Annotated in this window: 22 protein-coding genes; 17 read left to right on the forward strand and 5 right to left on the reverse strand. The window is 40.5% G+C overall.

Features of this window, described 5'->3' with window-relative positions; genetic code table 11:
• The first annotated feature begins 87 nt into the window (after nucleotides 1-87).
• From ACOEN1_RS06810 to ACOEN1_RS06830, 5 genes are all read left to right on the forward strand, one after another.
• A complete protein-coding gene (locus ACOEN1_RS06810) occupies nucleotides 88-1251 on the forward strand; it encodes an alanine dehydrogenase (protein ID WP_422485898.1) in 1164 nt (387 codons plus the stop codon).
• Nucleotides 1252-1265: 14 nt separating this feature from the next.
• Nucleotides 1266-2672: a Na+/H+ antiporter NhaC family protein gene (locus ACOEN1_RS06815; RefSeq protein ID WP_422485900.1), complete on the forward strand. Its 1407-nt coding sequence runs from the start codon at nucleotides 1266-1268 to the stop codon at nucleotides 2670-2672.
• Between the two features lie 209 nt (nucleotides 2673-2881).
• Nucleotides 2882-3259: a RidA family protein gene (locus ACOEN1_RS06820; protein ID WP_422485902.1), complete on the forward strand. Its 378-nt coding sequence runs from the start codon at nucleotides 2882-2884 to the stop codon at nucleotides 3257-3259.
• 47 nt (nucleotides 3260-3306) lie between these two features.
• Complete coding sequence (locus ACOEN1_RS06825; protein WP_422485904.1) at nucleotides 3307-3630, forward strand: hypothetical protein; 324 nt, start codon at nucleotides 3307-3309, stop codon at nucleotides 3628-3630.
• Nucleotides 3631-3764: 134 nt separating this feature from the next.
• A complete protein-coding gene (locus tag ACOEN1_RS06830) occupies nucleotides 3765-4667 on the forward strand; it encodes a diacylglycerol/lipid kinase family protein (RefSeq protein WP_422485906.1) in 903 nt (300 codons plus the stop codon).
• On the opposite strand, the gene ACOEN1_RS06835 is transcribed toward ACOEN1_RS06830, so the two are convergent.
• The 4 genes from ACOEN1_RS06835 to ACOEN1_RS06850 all read right to left on the reverse strand — a co-directional run bounded on the left by ACOEN1_RS06835 (nucleotide 4664) and on the right by ACOEN1_RS06850 (nucleotide 7343).
• Entirely contained in the window at nucleotides 4664-5455 is a 792-nt protein-coding gene (locus ACOEN1_RS06835; RefSeq protein WP_422485908.1) for an ABC transporter permease, read from the reverse strand. The genes ACOEN1_RS06830 and ACOEN1_RS06835 overlap by 4 nt on opposite strands.
• Nucleotides 5452-6096 (reverse strand): ABC transporter ATP-binding protein, encoded by a 645-nt coding sequence (locus tag ACOEN1_RS06840; protein ID WP_422485910.1) that lies wholly within the window; start codon nucleotides 6094-6096, stop codon nucleotides 5452-5454. Before ACOEN1_RS06840 ends, ACOEN1_RS06835 begins: the two co-directional genes overlap by 4 nt.
• 18 nt (nucleotides 6097-6114) lie before the next feature.
• Nucleotides 6115-6423: a PadR family transcriptional regulator gene (locus tag ACOEN1_RS06845; protein ID WP_422485911.1), complete on the reverse strand. Its 309-nt coding sequence runs from the start codon at nucleotides 6421-6423 to the stop codon at nucleotides 6115-6117.
• Nucleotides 6424-6539: 116 nt separating this feature from the next.
• The gene (locus tag ACOEN1_RS06850; RefSeq protein WP_422485913.1) at nucleotides 6540-7343 is read right to left on the reverse strand and encodes a class I SAM-dependent methyltransferase; all 804 of its coding nucleotides are present in this window, start codon (nucleotides 7341-7343) and stop codon (nucleotides 6540-6542) included.
• A gap of 187 nt (nucleotides 7344-7530) precedes the next feature.
• On the opposite strand from ACOEN1_RS06850, the gene ACOEN1_RS06855 reads away from it, so the two are divergent.
• The 11 genes from ACOEN1_RS06855 to ACOEN1_RS06905 all read left to right on the forward strand — a co-directional run bounded on the left by ACOEN1_RS06855 (nucleotide 7531) and on the right by ACOEN1_RS06905 (nucleotide 15582).
• On the forward strand, nucleotides 7531-7983 hold the full coding sequence (locus tag ACOEN1_RS06855; RefSeq protein WP_422485915.1) for a DUF2975 domain-containing protein: 453 nt from the start codon (nucleotides 7531-7533) through the stop codon (nucleotides 7981-7983).
• A 10-nt stretch (nucleotides 7984-7993) separates the two neighbouring features.
• Nucleotides 7994-8218, forward strand: a complete 225-nt coding sequence (locus ACOEN1_RS06860) for a helix-turn-helix domain-containing protein (protein WP_422485917.1) — start codon at nucleotides 7994-7996, stop codon at nucleotides 8216-8218.
• A complete protein-coding gene (locus ACOEN1_RS06865; RefSeq protein WP_422485919.1) occupies nucleotides 8218-9315 on the forward strand; it encodes an FAD-binding protein in 1098 nt (365 codons plus the stop codon). Before ACOEN1_RS06860 ends, ACOEN1_RS06865 begins: the two co-directional genes overlap by 1 nt.
• A 100-nt stretch (nucleotides 9316-9415) precedes the next feature.
• Nucleotides 9416-10219 carry an EFR1 family ferrodoxin gene (locus ACOEN1_RS06870; RefSeq protein WP_422485921.1) on the forward strand — a complete coding sequence of 268 codons (804 nt, stop codon included), beginning with the start codon at nucleotides 9416-9418 and terminating at the stop codon, nucleotides 10217-10219.
• Nucleotides 10220-10276: 57 nt separating this feature from the next.
• Nucleotides 10277-11329, forward strand: coding sequence for a hypothetical protein (locus tag ACOEN1_RS06875; protein WP_422485923.1), 1053 nt, complete (start codon nucleotides 10277-10279; stop codon nucleotides 11327-11329).
• A 108-nt stretch (nucleotides 11330-11437) separates the two neighbouring features.
• Nucleotides 11438-12265, forward strand: coding sequence for a radical SAM protein (locus tag ACOEN1_RS06880; protein ID WP_422485925.1), 828 nt, complete (start codon nucleotides 11438-11440; stop codon nucleotides 12263-12265).
• A gap of 87 nt (nucleotides 12266-12352) precedes the next feature.
• Entirely contained in the window at nucleotides 12353-12919 is a 567-nt protein-coding gene (locus ACOEN1_RS06885) for a GNAT family acetyltransferase (RefSeq protein WP_422485927.1), read from the forward strand.
• Between the two features lie 15 nt (nucleotides 12920-12934).
• Nucleotides 12935-14029, forward strand: coding sequence for a threonine synthase (locus ACOEN1_RS06890; RefSeq protein WP_422485929.1), 1095 nt, complete (start codon nucleotides 12935-12937; stop codon nucleotides 14027-14029).
• 16 nt (nucleotides 14030-14045) lie between these two features.
• Complete coding sequence (locus ACOEN1_RS06895; RefSeq protein ID WP_422485931.1) at nucleotides 14046-14438, forward strand: molybdenum cofactor biosynthesis protein MoaE; 393 nt, start codon at nucleotides 14046-14048, stop codon at nucleotides 14436-14438.
• A 25-nt stretch (nucleotides 14439-14463) separates the two neighbouring features.
• The gene (locus tag ACOEN1_RS06900) at nucleotides 14464-15045 is read left to right on the forward strand and encodes a GNAT family N-acetyltransferase (RefSeq protein ID WP_422485933.1); all 582 of its coding nucleotides are present in this window, start codon (nucleotides 14464-14466) and stop codon (nucleotides 15043-15045) included.
• 3 nt (nucleotides 15046-15048) lie between these two features.
• Nucleotides 15049-15582 carry a GNAT family N-acetyltransferase gene (locus ACOEN1_RS06905; RefSeq protein WP_422485935.1) on the forward strand — a complete coding sequence of 178 codons (534 nt, stop codon included), beginning with the start codon at nucleotides 15049-15051 and terminating at the stop codon, nucleotides 15580-15582.
• On the opposite strand, the gene ACOEN1_RS06910 is transcribed toward ACOEN1_RS06905, so the two are convergent.
• Nucleotides 15579-16766: an MFS transporter gene (locus ACOEN1_RS06910; protein ID WP_422485937.1), complete on the reverse strand. Its 1188-nt coding sequence runs from the start codon at nucleotides 16764-16766 to the stop codon at nucleotides 15579-15581. The two genes, ACOEN1_RS06905 and ACOEN1_RS06910, sit on opposite strands and share 4 nt — an antisense overlap.
• Before the next feature lie 109 nt (nucleotides 16767-16875).
• On the opposite strand from ACOEN1_RS06910, the gene ACOEN1_RS06915 reads away from it, so the two are divergent.
• On the forward strand, nucleotides 16876-17229 hold the full coding sequence (locus ACOEN1_RS06915; protein WP_422485939.1) for an acylphosphatase: 354 nt from the start codon (nucleotides 16876-16878) through the stop codon (nucleotides 17227-17229).
• Nucleotides 17230-17326 lie beyond the last annotated feature (97 nt).

Here is a 17326-nt window from a genome sequence, read left to right on the forward strand (position 1 = left end):
GAACCAGATAAAGAAATTGAATGCGGAAAGTAAACATGGCATCAAAATTGCAATATATAATCAGTAATAAATATAAGGAGGGGTAGTATGAACTTTGGTGTTCTTAAAGACATTAAGGATGGAGAGTATAGGGTAATTGCAACACCAGTTGAAGTCTCCGCGATAGTCGATGATGGGCATAATGTATATGTTCAGAAAAGCGCTGGTGAATTGGCTGGATTTCAAGACCAGGAGTATATTTCTGCAGGAGCAAAGATTCTCGACACAATGGAGGAAATTTACCATACATGTGACCTGGTAGCAAAAGTTAAGGAAATTGAATCGGTGGAGTATGATTTACTTAGAGAAGAGCAGATTGTTTTTACTTGTATTCATCCAGCGGGTCATCCGGAAGAGGTAAAGGCTTTGCTTGATAAGAAAGTTACTGCATTTACTGCAGAGGATTCCCATAGATATGGATCGCCAAATGCTGAAGCCGCAGGAAAGCAAGGAGCTCTATTTGGATTGGAATCACTCCTGTCAATCAATGGAGGAAGTGGAAAATTTGTTAGTGGTTTGGCTGGTGCACCAGGAATTAAAGTTGTAATTCTAGGTGGTGGTATAGTTGGGAAAAGTGCACTACAGGTTCTTCAATCTCTTGGAGCATGGGTAACATTAATGGATATAAATATCTTAACTTTAAGAGAAGTTGGTAAACTATACAATGAAAAAGTTAATACAGCCATATCCTCAAGGTACAACATCAAGAAACTATTACCAGAAACTGATCTCTTAATCAATTGCGTAAAGTGGCCAAAAGGAAGCAAGGAGTTCTTGATTGACAGAGAAATGGTTAAGTCTATGCCTAAAGGTTCTGTTATTGTAGACATAAGTAATGACTACGGTTGCATAGAAACATTCAGAGAGACCACACATGCAGAACCTCGATATGTTGAAGAAGGGGTCGTCCATTATTGTGTAGGTAATATCCCAGGGGCTATTTCCAACTCAACATCTATTGCATATGCTGCTTCAGTGCTTCCACATCTAAGGAACATACTGAACCTGGGAGTAGAAGAAGCGTGCATAAGAGATGGATTTCTAAGAAGGAGTTTGACAGCTCACAAAGGATACCTAACTCATGAAGAAACAAGTGCACTTCAAAATAGGCCATGGATTAAACCAGAAGATTTATTGGAAATCTCAGATAAGAATCTGGACAAAGCACCACCAGCTACAGTTACCAGATCAAATAATTTTATTAAAAAATAAAAAGGAGTGGTAAAATGGAAGCAATGGATCTTGGCATATTATCATTGGTACCAGCTGTAATAGCAATTGTACTATCATTCGTAACCAAGAATACAGTCATAGCATTGATGGTGGCTTGTATCACTGGTACACTCATGGCAGGGGAAGGTTTACTGGGATTTCCGAATCTCTTAAAGGCTAGTCTTGGAAGTTCAAGCTTTGCATGGGTTATGCTATTGAACACATTTATTGGAGTATTGGTAGCATTCTTTCGTAAAACTGGAGCAATACAGGGATTCGCAGAATACATACAGAACAAGCATCTGAGTAGAAGAGCTATTCAGCTTGTAGCATGGTTCTTAGGTATGTTTGTTTATTTCAGTGATTCATTTAGTCCACTTTTCGTAGGTACTACAATGAGAGGCATCTCAGACAAAGCAAAGATTTCAAGAGAGAAATTAGCTTACATAGCTGACTCAGGAGCTGCACCGGTAAGTGTAATAGTTCCAATAACTGGATGGGCAGCTTATTTGAGCGGCTTGGCAATAGGTGTTGGTGCAGTAGTAACGCAGGAAGATGCAATGAACTTATTTGTAAGGGCGATACCCTATAATTTCTACGCTCTATTTACAATTGCATTTGTAGGTCTAATTGCGGGTGGAGTTATTAAAGACTTCGGACCTATGAAAAAGGCGGAGAGTAGAGCTATAAATGAAGGGAAAGTATTAAGGGATGGAGCAATACCTCTTATAGGTAGAGAGCTGACAGAGATGGAAGCACATCCTGGTCTGAAACCAAGAGTTTTCCTTAACTTCCTATTGCCTGTATTGATGATTATTACTATTGCAATGGGAACATATTTGACAATTAAATCCGCTAAGACAATGGAAGCATTTCTATTTGTACTTATTTTCATGGGGATTAGTATGTTTTTCCAAGGTATTCCGTTCAATGAAATTATGGATACAGCAACAAATGGTATTAAAGGAGCTGTTCCAGCAGTTGTAATATTAGGTTTAGCTTATTCCATAAATACACTATCAAGAAATATTGGAACAGCTAATTATATAGTTTCTGTTACAGAAGATTTCTTGACACCACAACTGTTACCGGCAATAATATTTATAATTGCTGCTATCGTTGCATTTTCAACTGGTTCATCATGGGGTACATTTGCAATAACAATGCCTATTGCTCTTCCACTGGCATTTGCTTTTACAGGTGGAGCAGTTACACCTCTTGTTATGGCATCATTTGCTGCAGTAGCTGGAGGAGGAGTATTTGGAGACCACTGTTCACCTCTTTCTGATACGACAATACTTGCATCAACAGGTGCAGCGGCTGACCATATTGACCACGTTAAGACACAGCTACCATATGCATTGATATGTGGAGGAGTTGCAGTGGCTGGATATCTTGCAATTGGTTTTATCAGCCTGTAGTTCAAAACAAGATATAAACAATTAATTAATAAATACCTCCCAAAGAATCAAGCTTCGATATATGTGGAAGCTTGATTCTTTATTTTTACTCATTAAATTCTATTGTTTACCAGTAATTATAAAATGGTAGGGTATAATATTAGTTATAAGTATGCGCAGGCATACAATTAATATGGTGGGATTCATAATTAGAAATTGGAGGAAATAAAATGAAAAAAGTTAAACCAAAATACAAAGCGGAAAACAAGGGACATTATTCACCAGGGGTTATTTCAAATGGAATGTTATATGTATCGGGACAGCTTTCAATCGACCCTGATACGAGAGAACTTCCAAAAGGTGGCGTAAGGGAACATGCTCAGCAAGCCTTGCAGAATCTGGACAGAGTTCTAAAGGAAGCTGGTATCAATAGGGACAATGTGGTTCAGTGCAGAGTCTATGTTATTGATGTCCAGAATTGGGATGCAGTAAATGAGATTTATGGAGAGTTTTTTGGAGACCACAAGCCTGCCAGGATTGTAGTTCCAGTACCTGAGCTTCATGGAGGGTGCCTGGTTGAGATCGAGGCAATGGCAGAGATGGAATAGTTGAAGCTTAAGAAGGATGGGAGATGGATTTGATGATTACTCGTAGAATGAAAATTTCTTTAATAACCGGCATACTACTGGGAATAGTCTGTATAGTTGGTGCATCTATCAGATCAGGCTTTGAAAGGGAAACATACTGGCTGTTTGCTTTGTGGTACAATCGCCTTTTAATGGGCTTCATAATTGGTGCTCCATGGAAAACCGCTGGACTTAAGATGGCTCTTACAAGAGGGGCAGTAATAGGATTTCTGGTTTCCTTTGCATTCTACAGCTCGATAGGTTTTGAGGATACAACCAGTTTTTTGGCAGGGGTAATCTATGGAATTATAATTGAGTTTGCAGCATATAAGTTCGACACAAGGACAGAATAGATAACTCTGTAAAGTTAATGAATACCAAATGGGATACTGTTGATAAGCCGGCAATGGTATTCTTTGTTTCTTAAGCTCATTAGAAATAGTACTAATGGGTAATATATAAGAAACAAATTGGTAGGAGGATTACAATGAAAAAGTCGGCGATGATAATAATAAACCCATCCTCGGGAAGTGAAAAAGCAGCAGAATATGAAGAGAAGATAAAAGCTGCTCTGGAGAGAAACTACAAAAAAATAGAAATCATTCACACAGAGGGGAAAGGTGATGCAACCAGGTTTGCTTCTGATGCAGCAGACAAAGGCTTTGATCTTGTAGTATCTCTGGGAGGAGACGGAACGGTCAATGAGACTGTAAATGGTCTTGCTGATCATGATGAGCCTCCGGTTCTTGGTATAATTCCAATGGGCACAGTGAATGATTTGGCAAGGGCGCTCAATATCCCATTGGATCCTGAGGAGGCAATAGAGCTACTCCAGACAGGAAGAATAAGAAAAATCGATGTTGCAAAGGCAAATGACAGGCACTACACTAACATATTGGCAGTTGGGAAAATACCCACTGCAATCCACAATGTTGACAGTGAGGAGAAGTCCAGGCTTGGTCCACTTGCGTACCTGATTGCATCTGCCAAGGAACTTGCAGAGGACAAATCATTTAAGGTTAATCTTTCAATGGACGAGGAGTCATGGGAAGGTGAGGTTGAAGTTCTGGCAGTCTGCCTTATAGATACCCTGGGAGGCTTCAGAAAAGCACTTTCCAAGGTGGAGATTGGTGATGGGTTTCTCCACATTCTAGCCTTTAAGAAGCTGGATATTCTTGAGACAATAAAAATTAGCCCGTCAATAATAACGGGCGATTTTGATAGCATGGAAAATATTGAGTATTTCAAGTCCAAAGGACTTAAAGTATCAAATCCTGAGGGTGAAAAGATAGAAAGTGATGTGGACGGAGAAAAGGGTCCCGAGCTTCCTTTGGACATAGAGGTTCTGGCAGGAAAACTAAAAGTCATAGCAGGCTCGATGGAAGACTAGTTATCCATTTGAATAAGCTGGTCCTGGTGGTTGAAAAAGGTTCTGTAGCCCAGAATTACAAATAGTATTACTGAAAGAGCAACACTTCCAACGATACCAAGCATAATGGCAATCTGATACTTTGTTGCAATCAGTGGTGATGTACCGGAAAGGATTTGACCTGTCATCATGCCAGGCAGTGATACAATTCCCATTCCAACCATTGAATTGATGGTGGGAAGTATTGCCGAGTCAAAGGCGCTGTTTACAATTTCTCTTGAAGCTCTGGCGGGAGTCGCACCCAGCATAAGGGACGACTCCACCAGGGCTCTTTGATTTCTCATGCCTTCTGCGATTCCCTTTACTCCGAGGGTTATCCCCGTCATTGAATTACCTATTATCATACCTGCAATGGGAATAAAATACTGTGGATTAAACCAAGGGTATATCCTTATAACCACGAACAGAAAATAGAGTATGCTTGTAAGTGTGCCTGTCAGCATGGAGAATGCTATGATTTTCTTAATCTTACCTGTAAGCTTTTCCTTTGTTCGCTTGAATATGTTGTCAATTGCAAATGCCTCCATAACCCCCACTGCAAGGATGGTCATCAGAGGATTTGTGCTTTCAAAAATATATACCAGAACATACCCAACCAGCACAAGCTGAAGGGTCATTCTGATCGAGGCGATAAGGATTTCCCTTTCCCTTCCTATTCCTCTTTTTCTGACAATAACAAGAAGAATTGCGATAAAAACATAGGCTGCCCCAATCTGCCACAGCTGAAGATTCATTATATCGTTGTTCATCTTGAGACCTCCCTTACCTGTACTGGTTCATCTGGGGATATTCGTATTATCTGGTCTGAAAAATCCTCCGCAATTCTGTTTGAGTGGGTTACCATCACCAGGGTTCTGTTATTCCTTCTTGTATAATCCACAACCTCCTCAATGATCATCAACTCGGTTTTATCATCAAGGGCTGATGAAGGCTCGTCAAGAAGCAGAACCTCCGGGTTCATAAGCAAAACCCTGCCAAGTGCAAGCCGTTGCTTTTCCCCTCCGGAAAGAAGCTCTGCATCATCCTGGAGGTCCTTCCTTAGCTTTACTGACTTCAACATTTCCAACAATACTTCATCGGGTACAGGATCCCTTTCTGAATAAAGAAGACCTGTTAGCAGATTATCCTTAACAGTTCCGGAATATATTGCCGGCTGCTGGGGAAGCATCACAACCTTTCTTCTAAGCTCAACTGAATCCCATTCCATCAGGGGCTTGTCCTTGTAGGTGATTTCACCTTCATCAGGACTGATCAGCTTGTTCAAAAGACGAATAAAGGTGGTCTTTCCACTGCCGCTTTGTCCCACAATGGAGGTTACAAGGTGTTCCTGTATCGTAAGCTTGTCTATATTTATAATGTCCTTATAGCGGACATCTTTGAATCTGTACATAATACTCCTCCATTCCAATTAGGATTCGATTTCCTTAAATAGTTCCCTTGCTCTTTCTATTGCCTCATAAAGGACCTTGTCTCCTTTTTCGGTAATACTGTAATATTTCCGAACCCTTCCTTCTACATTTCTTTCATCTCTGGTTAGTAGTCCGTCGCTTTCCATCCCACTCAGCAAAGGGTAGAGGGTACCCGGACTCATGCTGTATCCATGCTCCTGGAGTTCATGGATCATCCATGAGCCATAAAAGGGCTCCTCTTTAGCATGATGTAGAATATGAATATGAATAAATCCAAGAAAAACCTTTCGTAGAACCTTGTCTGGCATCTAATCACCTCCTGCATATAACGAATTACGATATCGAATAACGATATAATAACACAAGACTCTACAAAAAACAAGGAAATCCCCTGTGTAAAAGGGATCTTACCTAGACTGATTTTCTATGCTATTTCCATTATCACTATCTTATGAGCATTCCTTGCCAGCTTGGACATATCAGCCAATCTATACATCATTTTATAGTAGGGTGATAGTCTAGAGATGGAAGGATTTTCTGTCATGTATATGGTATTAAAATACTTTGCTCCACCCACGTACTCCTCCATCTTCTCCGGATCATCAATTCCCCATAGGAGGTGAGCTCCGGTCCGTTTGATTGAGGGGTGATGCCTTGAGTATTTTACGGTCAACTTTGAAACAACATCAAAAATCATGGTGTAGCTGTGGAATTTTTCTTTGAGTACCTTCATCAACTCTCTGATTTCATCTTCGGTTAGGTACATAAGAAGTCCTTCAGCTACAACAAGAACTGCTTCTCCACACCAGGAAACAGCCTCGAGCCAGCTATGATCGTTTACGGATGAAGGTATGTAGGTGTAGCCTTCCTGGGCTGGATAAAGCTTCTCCTTTATTGATATTACCTCTGGAAAGTCCAGTTCATACCAGGATGATTCGGGCTTGCCAAGCCTGAAATACCTTGAATCCAAACCACATCCAAGGTGAAGAACAATCGACTTACCGTTATTGGAAAGAAACTCTCTGGTGAAATTGTCCATATACTCAGCCCTAAAGGCCAGCATCACCTGTGTCTTTTTCTGGATTTTCAACGTGGAAAAATCAAAATTCAATTTTATTACTGATTTTTCTGCAAAAGAATCCTCAAATATTCCTTCCTCGGACATTTTAGCTTTTCCATACAATGGTATAAGCAGGGTCTCCATTTCACCTTCAAGATTAATCTTCATTGGATATCACAATCCTTTGCACCAATAGGTTTATTTATTATAATATTACCCGATTTGTCTCAATCCAAAATGCAATAGAGATAATGTTTTCAGGATTAAAGGCATATAAAAGAATAATTATTTATTGTAATACGATAAATAATTTGTTAAAATCAATACAAACGATTAAATTGTGAGGTGTTTGATAATGAACAAGGGAACAACTCTTCTACTAAGGGGTGCATTGATACTCATGAGTTTGCCTATTCTTGCAATATGCATATTTTGGTTGCCAGGATCGGTTGGTTTCTTTCCAATACCGATGATAGGAGGGGCCTATCTGACAGCATTTGCATACTTCTATGCACTGTCTCAGGCATGGAAGCTACTAGGGCTTATTGACAATAACAACGCCTTTTCCCAGGAAGCGGTACATGGCTTGGGAAGAATCAAGCTGGCGGCAATTTCAATTGCAGGTATATATATCGTGATGCTACCCTTTATCTACCCCATAGCAGATATGGATGATGCACCGGGACTTGTTGGCTTTCCAATTATAATAGTATCTGCATCAATAGTGATTGCAACCTTCGCAGCGGTACTCCAAAAGCTTCTTGATCAGGCCATAAGGATCAAGGAAGATAATGACCTTACGATTTGAGGTGAAATAGATGGCAATTATTATAAATATAGATGTTATGCTGGCAAAGAGAAAAATGAGTGTTACTGAGCTTTCCGAAAGGGTGGGTATCACCATGGCCAATATTTCAATCCTCAAGAATGGCAAGGCAAAGGCCATCAGGCTTTCCACACTGGATTCAATCTGCAGGGCTTTGGATTGTCAGCCAGGGGATATTCTTGAATATAGAGATGATGACGGGGAAGGTGAGTCTTGATGTATGATGTTGTAATCGTTGGAGGCGGACCAGCCGGAGCTACGCTTGCAAGGCTGATTGGAAAGAGTAGGAAGGTCTTGGTTATTGAAAGACGGAATATGTATAGAGCATCAGAGAAGGAAGACTATCAGAAATGCTGCGGTGGCCTTATTGCTCCGGATGCCCAAAAGATGCTGGCTGAATTCGGCTTGGGGATTCCACAGCATATTCTCGATGGACCTCAGCTTTTCACTGTAAGGACAATAGATAAAAAAAGCAATCTCGAGAGGTATTACCAGCGTCATTACATAAATGTTGACAGGGAAAGATTTGACAGATGGCTGTTCTCATTAATCCCATCCCAGGTTGATGTGGAGTGTGAGGCAATTTTCAAGGGGCTTGAGCATACAAATAATGGTGTAGAGATAACTTATGTAAAGGATGGCAGGAAGAGAAAAGCTGCAACAAAGCTTCTTGTAGGAGCGGATGGTGCCAGTTCAAAAGTAAGGAGAATCCTTTCACCTGATTATCCCATGCCAAGACAGTACATCGCCATACAGGAATATTACAGAATGGATGGAGAAATGCCCTATTATTCATCGATATTTGACAAGGATATTACAGATTTCTACTCATGGACGATACCCAAGGATGGGGTTCTGATACTTGGAGCAGCACTCCATCCGGAAGATGATCCTGTGGGAAAGTTTGTGGAACTGAAAAAAAGACTCCGTGATAGAGGTTTTGATTTCGGGCCGTGCATAAAAAGAAATGGAGCATATGTTTCCAGACCACGTAAGGTTGGAGAGATATTACATGGAGATGGGAATATCGCTTTGATCGGAGAAGCAGCAGGATGGATAAGTCCAAGCTCCGCGGAAGGACTAAGCTATTGCTTTAGGAGCGCTTTGGCACTGTCAGATGCAATTGAAATGGACTTGAATACATCGGTAGCTGGCTATAGAAAAAATACCGGTAAGCTTAGAATGAATATAAGATGGAAGAACATCAAAGCGTTTTTGATGTATAATGATACTATAAGATTTCTGATTATGAAGTCAGGGGTCCTTTCCATGGGCTCAATTAAAAGCAAGCTTGCGGAATCTGGAATCCTTTAAAGCATTACGGGACGCTAGGGACGGTCCTTTTTGTCCCAGATAAAGCACTAAGGACGGTTCCTTTTGATTTTTGAGACGAAAAATTTAAGAGGTGGTTAGAATGAAGAGAGTTATTACGTTTTACTTTAGTCCAACAGGGACAACTGAAAAGATAGTGATGGAGATTGCAAATAACCTTGCAGAGAAGGAGAGCTGCTGCATACTTCATCATGACTTTACATTGCCAAACGGCAGAACCGAATACCCCGATTTTATGGAAGGGGACATTGTTGTAGCTGGAGTCCCTGTATATGCAGGAAGGGTTCCCAATGTTCTGCTTAAATATCTCTCAGGGCTAAAAGGTAATGGGGCCAGAGCAGTTGCAGTTGTTCTGTATGGTAATAGGGATTATGACGATGCCCTTCTGGAGCTTCGGGACATATTGAATAACGCAGGCTTTAGTGTAATAGGAGCTGCTGCATTTATCGGAGAGCATTCCTTTTCATATAAGCTGGCCAAGAATAGGCCTGATATGACTGATCTGGAAATGGCTGCTGATTTTGCAAATAGGCTGAGCCTTTATGTTGAATCTGCACCTAAAGATCTATATATTAGTGGAAATCCAGATTACAAGGAATATTACAAGCCTATGGATGAGGAAGGAAATACTGTTGATATAAGAAAGGTAACCCCAAAAACAAAGGACACATGCATAGATTGTAAAATTTGTGCACGAGTCTGCCCGGTGGGCTCAATCCCTGAAGACAATGTAAAAATCCTAACTGGAATCTGCATAAAGTGTGGAGCCTGTATCAAGAAGTGTCCTGTACAAGCAAAATACTTTGATGACAAAGACTACTTGAGACACAAGTTAGAGATGGAAGAGGAGTTTAAGGAAAGAAGAGAACCGGAGATATTTCTATAGTCATACGCTTGAATATAATTGTTGATGCAACCATTTTTGCTTGAGGAAGGGATAGATTTGAACACAAAAAGTATAAAACCACGCGAAATAGCAATGGGTTTTACAGGGAGCCTTCTTGGAGCAGGCTTTGTATCAGGGCAAGAGATAATGCAGTTCTTTGGGGTGTTTGGAACCTACGGACTTATAGCCATGCCAATCTCCATGTTATTATTATACATACTGGGCTGCTTTGTTATGAAGACTGCAAGAAAAACGGGAATAACAGAGTTTGATAGGATAATTATCCGTAAGGATATCCCTTGGCTCAGGTTGTTTTTCAGTGCAACCTATATCTTCTATCTTTTTGGGACTGTAGTGATAATGGTTGCCGGGACAGGTGCGCTTTTGAATCAGTTATACGATGTACCAGCCATATATGGAAGCGGACTAATGACAATTGTCTTAGGAGTTGTTGCCCTATGGGAAGCCAAGGGAGTGCTGACAGTATTCTCAATAACTGTACCTGTGATGATTGTAGTTGGAATGGTAATAGGAGTATTTTCAGTCTTTACATTTGAGCCTAATGCAATCGTAGCAACACCCTACTCCAGTGAGAATCCTCTAATTGGAAACTGGGTAGCATCTACATTGGCTTTTGTTTCTTATAATATGATGGGGGCAATTTCAATATTGGTCCCCATATCACCTGATGTGAAAAAGGAGGATGTCATACATAAAGGAATGCTTCAGGGGGTGGCACAATTGTCGGTTGTATTCTTGTGTATTTTGCTTCCTATGGTGCTTTTTAGAGATATGCTAGCCTACTCAGAACTCCCCATGCTTGCACTTGCTGAGAAAGTGAATCCCATACTGGGAGTTGGATATTCTTTGCTACTGTTTACTGGAATGTTTGGGACAGCTCTTACATTTCTGTATGGAGTCGCCTATAGGATAAGGAAATACAAGAATTATAAGCTTAGACCATTGATTGGAATCCTTGTTACAGTAGCATTTATGGTAAGCTTATTGGGATTCAAGGAGCTTATAGGAATAGTCTTGCCTATTTCAGGATACATAGGTTTTTTTGCAATGATAGGAATTACAAGGCATTATATATCGATACAAAGATAGCCATTAATAAACAAAAAGAACCGGCACGAATGTTTGGTACCCTTTTCGACTCAGTCGAAAGGGGTATTTATCTTTTAGAGGGAATGTTAAGCGGGAAGGGGTGTTTTTATGTATCGTGAAAGCTCAATACACTATCCACAGGACGAAATGACAACAATGATGATACCGGTTACTTTAGGCTGTCCATACAATAAATGCTTGTTCTGTACAATGTATAAGGATGATAAATATAGCGAAGTACCATTGGAACAGATAAGACAGCAGCTCATAAATGGATATGAGTATACAGAAAAGGTTTTTCTTACAGGAGCAGACCCATTATGTGTCGGATATGACAAAATGATGATTATCTTGAAAGAGATAAGAGAATATCTTCCATATTGCGCTCGTGTGGCATCATATGCCTCGGTCAGAAGCATTTCAAGGTACTCAGATGAGGAATTGTCCAATCTCCATAATTCAGGGCTTAGACTGCTGTATATAGGCTTTGAAGCTGGCAGTGACAAGTATCTTTCTCTAATGAATAAGGGTCACACAGTTAGTGATGCCATCAGGGAGGCAAAGAAACTGAACAAAGTAAATCTGGCCTTTAATGCAATTGTGCTCATTGGAATCGGTGGAGCCGGGAGATGTAAGGAAAACGCTCAGAAAACAGTCCACATGATTAACCAGTTTCATGCAAAAACACTAATTACAATGAGCCTTATGCTTATGGAAGGTTCTGGGTTATCCGAGCTTGCTAAAAAGGGAGAGTATATTCCTTCATCAAGACAGGAAAATCTATTGGAAACCTGGACAATTCTCCACAATCTCCATCCAGAAAAGACAATGGAATTTGATACAACTCATCCATCAAACATAATCAAGATCAAGGGAATACTTCCACAGGATAGGAAAAGATTACTTATGGAGATTGATTCCAAAATACAGGAGTAAAAGTAATATGAAATAGTAAAACATTCAGTAAATATGTTAAAATCAAAGAAGGACTTTATAAAATGGACAAAATGAAGGAGGGCAAATATGATTTACAGAAATGCTACAATAGAGGATATTCCACAAATATCAGAGCTGCAGAAAAAGTATCATGTGTTGACAATAAGTGAAGAGGACAAGGCGGATGGTTTTGTAACAACCCTCTTTACTCCCGAGAAGTTTGGGGAGCTTATAGAAAAGGAGCAGGGAATAGCAATTGCCTGTGACGGCGACCAGGTTATTGCCTATGCAATGGCAGCGTCCTGGGAATACTGGTCAGAGTGGCCTCTGTTTCAACATATGATAAAGGACCTTCCTGATACAGAGTATTTGGGAGAGACTCTGTCAACAGGGAACTCCTATCAGTATGGACCGATTTGTATAGACAAGGAGTACAGGAGCACGGAAGTACTTCCAAGGCTTTTTGATTTTTCCAGGGAGCAGATGAGCAAGAGATTCCCGATTCTTATAACCTTTATAAACCATATAAATCCCAGATCATATAAAGCTCATGTGGACAAGCTGGGTTTGGATGTAATAAAGGACTTCCAGTTTAACAATAACAACTACTATGAACTGGGTTATGATACATCAAAGCCAGTTAAGGGAATATAATCGGAGGGACTTACAATGAATTTTTACTGCTCAAAATGCAATCATGAGGAAAGCATAGATACAAGAAAAGCAAAATGCGAATGTGGAGGACTCTGGAAGCTTCGATACGATGCACCGAAGTTTGATCTGGATAGGATTCATAAGGATAAATGGGGATTGTTAAGATACAGGGAATGGATCCCTGTTGAAAAAAAGGCGCTGGGACAGGTTTCCTTGGGTGAGGGAATGACTCCAGCCATTCATCTTGATGAGGATGTTATGTTAAAGATGGATTATTTAATGCCTACCCTGTCATTTAAGGACAGGGGTGCTGCGGTTCTAATTGCCCATGTAAAATCAATCGGTGTGGATTATGTTGTCCAGGACAGCAGTGGAAACGCAGGGAACAGTGTTGCAGCCTACAGTGCAAAGGCTGGAATAGAATGCGAAATATTTGTACCTGAAGGCACATCGCCTAAAAAGATTGATATGATAAGCTCCCACGGAGCAAAGGTAAACTTGGTTCCCGGCTCGAGGGACAATTGCGCTGATGTGTGCAGAAAAAGAGTTGAGGAAGAAGGAGTATATTATGCAAGTCATGTCTTCAATCCATTCTTCTACCAGGGAACGAAGACATATATCTATGAAGTATATGAGCAGCTTAACAGAATCCCTGAGAATCTGTTCCTTCCACTTGGAAATGGGACACTGTTTCTTGGAATAATGATAGGCTTGGAGGAACTTCTCCAGTCAGGATTAATTGAAAGAATGCCAAATATTTACGCTGTTCAGGGAGAAAACTGCGCACCATTTGCAGAGACCGTTGAAGCAGGGGAAAAGGAGATACGGCATACCACTCCAAAGCAGACAATGGCAGAAGGAATAGCTATAGGTGCCCCCATGCGTGGGGATGAGATACTAGAGTATATATATAAATACAATATTAGGGTAATAACAGCACCTGAGGACGGAATAATCCCAGCAAGGGAAAGGCTTGCAAAGAAGGGAATTTACATTGAGCATACAACAGCAGCAACCTATGCAGCATACCTCAAGCTAATAGAGCAGGAGGGTAGACTTAGGGATGTCCTTATTCCCATGTGCGGAGCCGGACTAAAATCAGACCACTAAAAGGAAGGATGATAAAATGTCAAAACAATCACCATCAATGGATAAATGGATTGAGGAAGCCAAAAAGGACCCCAATGCTTCTCAGGTAGGGATGTATCTTTTTCACAACGGAGTTGTAAGAGAAACCCCAAAAGCCAAGGTTAGACAAGGTATTGATGACGGTACACAAGTCACAGGAATGGAGTTTGGCTACAACGAGGAAAAGGTCTTGTCTGCAGTTGAGGAAACAAAAAGACTCGATGGAATCTACTATGTAAACGCATGGCTAAATGAAGGGGAGCTTCAGGTTGGCGATGATATCATGTATGTTCTGGTCGGTGGAGATATCAGACCACACGTGATCGATGCACTTCAATTTCTAGTTGAGAAAATAAAGACCCAATGCGTTGTGGAGATAGAAAAGAAGTAAAATAACATAACAGGAGAACGATACAATGAGAAAAGAAAACTACGAAAACTATTTTTGGCAAAATGATTTGGTAAGGTTAAGGGCAATGGGGGAAGATGACTGGGAGATTCACTACTACAACAGGTTTGACACACCTGCAAGAAGATTGTTGGACTATGAAGTTGAGCTTCCACCTACAGTTGAAGAGGCAAAACACATGACTGAAGCATTCCAGAATTTCAAGGCAGGAACTGGAAGGCTTATGTTTACGATTGAAACCCTTGAAGGAAAGAATGTTGGAGCAGGAAATATCAACTCCATTGATGAGAAAAATGGAACCTTCAGCATAGGAATGCAGATTGACCGTGACCATAGAGGTATGGGATATGGAACTGCTGCAATGGATATTATGTTCAGGTATGCATTTTTTGAAAGACGCCTGAACAAATACTATGGAAGTGTGCTGGAAGGCAATATCGCCTCAGCAACAATGCTCAAGAAACTTGGATGCAAAGAAGAAGGAAGAAGACGCCAGATGGTATATACAGATGGGAAGTATCACGATGAGATTCTTCTGGGACTAACCAAGGATGATTTTGCAGCAAATCTTGAGAAACAGAGAGGTTGATTTATGGATAATATAGTTTATAAGGAAATGGACATTAATGAAGCAGTAAGGATAAATGAAATCGATGCATCCCAGTATATAAAAAGGGCATGGAGGGAAGTCGATGGAAAAAGGACGCTGATTGACCTTGATTACCATGATGATACGTGGCCAAATGGCTATGAGAATCACCTTGAAGGTTTAAGGGAGACAATAAAAAATGGAGGAAAGGCCTTCGGAGCATATGAAAAAGATGGTCAACTACTTGGTTTTGCAACTGTAAACAGTGATATGTTTGGAGATAAATTCAAATATGTCCTTTTGGATCAGATATTCATATCAAATGAACATAGAGGCAGGGGAATTGGCAAAAGACTCTTCAAGATGTGCACTGATCAGTCAATGGAGTGGGGTGCTGATAAGCTTTACATTTGTGCCGGGTCAGCGGAGGACACAATAGCATTTTACCGAAGACTGGGGTGTGTGGATGCAGTGGAAGTAAACAAGGCGTTCTACGAAAGTGACCCCAGGGATATGCAACTTGAGTACTCTCTTTAGACCTTGTTTACCGTCAAGAATATGGAAAAGGTACCCACAACTGCAAGACCTGTGCTTATAAGAAGAAGCTGTGAAGGTCCACCTATATCGAGGACCGCGCCTCCAAGAAGGCTGGCAAACACGCCACTAAGGGTCATCATTCCTGTAACAAGGGACTGGCCTTTTACAGCTTCTCCTTTTTCCATTACCTCATCAGCCAGATGTACTGCTGATGATAAAAAAAGTGGAAATGAAATAAGCTGAAACAGAAATGCAAGGTAGACAAACCCTACAGATGGTGCAAGGTATGTAAAGAATACCTTGCCAATAAAAGCAATTGACGAAATCTTTAGCATGGTCTGGCTTCTAAACTTGGTTCTAAGCTTACTGAAAAAGAAGAGTCCAGGCATCTCAAGAAGAGCCATAAAGGAAAATAGTCTACCCATTTGGCTACTGTCTCCGCCTATGTTTCTAAGTATCTGAATAAGGAAGTTGTTGATTACAGCATTCTGGAAGAACACAAGCATGATTCCAAAAGTAAGCACAACAAAGATCTTGTTTCTTTTCATAAACTGAAGGAGAGTTATGGTAGCATCTTCCTTTGAGTCATCAAGGGACTGGTCCGGAATATGAAGGGTCAGATTTTTTTTAAAGAGCTTGTCTGTCAGAAATAGAGCTGTCATAAGAAGCATTATAACCACAACACCTGTAAGAGGAATGGTTCTGGTGCCAAAACGAAGCACTAGAAAACCTAGGATTGAGCTTATAAATGCATAGGCAACTGAGCCAACACTTCTTGTTGCTCCAAAATTTATGTAGCTTCCTGCCTTGCTGAAATGAAATGCGATTGAGTTTATCAAAGGCTGCAATGAGATCTGCAATGCTCCTGTCAGAACGAACACGGATGTTAGAAGAATTGATTTGTAATCCATAAAATACAGGGAGCCTGTACCTATAATCAAGCCAGCACCCATTACCCCTAGAACGGAGACTAGAGAAAGCTTTTTGGATCTGTCAGCAATATCGGCAAGGATGGGCTGGATCAGTACAGCAAGGATATTTGCAAAGGCAAGTATAAAGCCAATCTGTGAATTGGAATATCCTCGATCAAGCAGAAATGCAGATGCAAAGCTTATAATTACAGCAAAATACATCCAATAGAATCCTTGGACCGCACCATATGAAATGTTTAAGAATTTATTCATGGAATCACCGTCTTTTCTAGTTCTTAATGTATTGTAACATTCGGGGAAAAAACTAACAACTGGATATCTGATTGGTTTTATGGTAAGTAAACGGCAGGGAGGATAATATATGGGCTTTATAAGTGAATGGCAAAACAATTATGTGGTAAAACAGGTAAAAAACCTTAGATTGCCAGAATTCAAAACTACAGAGATTAGAAGAGAAGAGATTGAATTCTCAGGGAAGGTTCAGAAGGTTGGATTTCGATTGGAGGTATATGAACTTGCAAACAGGCTGGGTCTAACTGGCTGGGTTGAAAATCTTCCAGATGGAAGTGTCAGGGCACAATTTCAGGGAGAGATGGACAGGATAGAATTCCTTGTTGAATTTATGAAATCCCTAAAGAGAGCCAAAGTTAAGAATGTCAAAATATCGGAGCTTGAAATCCTGGAAGATGAGAAAGGATTTATAATTAAAGAGTAGAGTTAAAAAATCAGGCATTTGCGAGGCCACTGAAAAAGTATACTTTAAACAGTGCTATTCAGTGTGATAAGTAAATATTAAAAGACAGAATTCCATT

The sequence above is a fragment of the Gudongella sp. DL1XJH-153 genome, from assembly GCF_049310905.1.
GTDB lineage: Bacteria > Bacillota > Clostridia > Tissierellales > Tissierellaceae > Gudongella.

What these genes read in the sequence shown, in the direction of transcription:
- ACOEN1_RS06810 (WP_422485898.1), top strand. Translation starts at nt 88, where the DNA reads ATGAACTTTGGTGTTCTTAAAGACATTAAGGATGGAGAGTATAGGGTA.
- ACOEN1_RS06815 (WP_422485900.1), top strand. Translation starts at nt 1,266, where the DNA reads ATGGAAGCAATGGATCTTGGCATATTATCATTGGTACCAGCTGTAATA.
- ACOEN1_RS06820 (WP_422485902.1), top strand. Translation starts at nt 2,882, where the DNA reads ATGAAAAAAGTTAAACCAAAATACAAAGCGGAAAACAAGGGACATTAT.
- ACOEN1_RS06825 (WP_422485904.1), top strand. Translation starts at nt 3,307, where the DNA reads ATGAAAATTTCTTTAATAACCGGCATACTACTGGGAATAGTCTGTATA.
- ACOEN1_RS06830 (WP_422485906.1), top strand. Translation starts at nt 3,765, where the DNA reads ATGAAAAAGTCGGCGATGATAATAATAAACCCATCCTCGGGAAGTGAA.
- ACOEN1_RS06835 (WP_422485908.1), bottom strand. Translation starts at nt 5,455, where the DNA reads ATGAACAACGATATAATGAATCTTCAGCTGTGGCAGATTGGGGCAGCC.
- ACOEN1_RS06840 (WP_422485910.1), bottom strand. Translation starts at nt 6,096, where the DNA reads ATGTACAGATTCAAAGATGTCCGCTATAAGGACATTATAAATATAGAC.
- ACOEN1_RS06845 (WP_422485911.1), bottom strand. Translation starts at nt 6,423, where the DNA reads ATGCCAGACAAGGTTCTACGAAAGGTTTTTCTTGGATTTATTCATATT.
- ACOEN1_RS06850 (WP_422485913.1), bottom strand. Translation starts at nt 7,343, where the DNA reads ATGAAGATTAATCTTGAAGGTGAAATGGAGACCCTGCTTATACCATTG.
- ACOEN1_RS06855 (WP_422485915.1), top strand. Translation starts at nt 7,531, where the DNA reads ATGAACAAGGGAACAACTCTTCTACTAAGGGGTGCATTGATACTCATG.
- ACOEN1_RS06860 (WP_422485917.1), top strand. Translation starts at nt 7,994, where the DNA reads ATGGCAATTATTATAAATATAGATGTTATGCTGGCAAAGAGAAAAATG.
- ACOEN1_RS06865 (WP_422485919.1), top strand. Translation starts at nt 8,218, where the DNA reads ATGTATGATGTTGTAATCGTTGGAGGCGGACCAGCCGGAGCTACGCTT.
- ACOEN1_RS06870 (WP_422485921.1), top strand. Translation starts at nt 9,416, where the DNA reads ATGAAGAGAGTTATTACGTTTTACTTTAGTCCAACAGGGACAACTGAA.
- ACOEN1_RS06880 (WP_422485925.1), top strand. Translation starts at nt 11,438, where the DNA reads ATGTATCGTGAAAGCTCAATACACTATCCACAGGACGAAATGACAACA.
- ACOEN1_RS06885 (WP_422485927.1), top strand. Translation starts at nt 12,353, where the DNA reads ATGATTTACAGAAATGCTACAATAGAGGATATTCCACAAATATCAGAG.
- ACOEN1_RS06890 (WP_422485929.1), top strand. Translation starts at nt 12,935, where the DNA reads ATGAATTTTTACTGCTCAAAATGCAATCATGAGGAAAGCATAGATACA.
- ACOEN1_RS06895 (WP_422485931.1), top strand. Translation starts at nt 14,046, where the DNA reads ATGTCAAAACAATCACCATCAATGGATAAATGGATTGAGGAAGCCAAA.
- ACOEN1_RS06900 (WP_422485933.1), top strand. Translation starts at nt 14,464, where the DNA reads ATGAGAAAAGAAAACTACGAAAACTATTTTTGGCAAAATGATTTGGTA.
- ACOEN1_RS06905 (WP_422485935.1), top strand. Translation starts at nt 15,049, where the DNA reads ATGGATAATATAGTTTATAAGGAAATGGACATTAATGAAGCAGTAAGG.
- ACOEN1_RS06910 (WP_422485937.1), bottom strand. Translation starts at nt 16,766, where the DNA reads ATGAATAAATTCTTAAACATTTCATATGGTGCGGTCCAAGGATTCTAT.
- ACOEN1_RS06915 (WP_422485939.1), top strand. Translation starts at nt 16,876, where the DNA reads ATGGGCTTTATAAGTGAATGGCAAAACAATTATGTGGTAAAACAGGTA.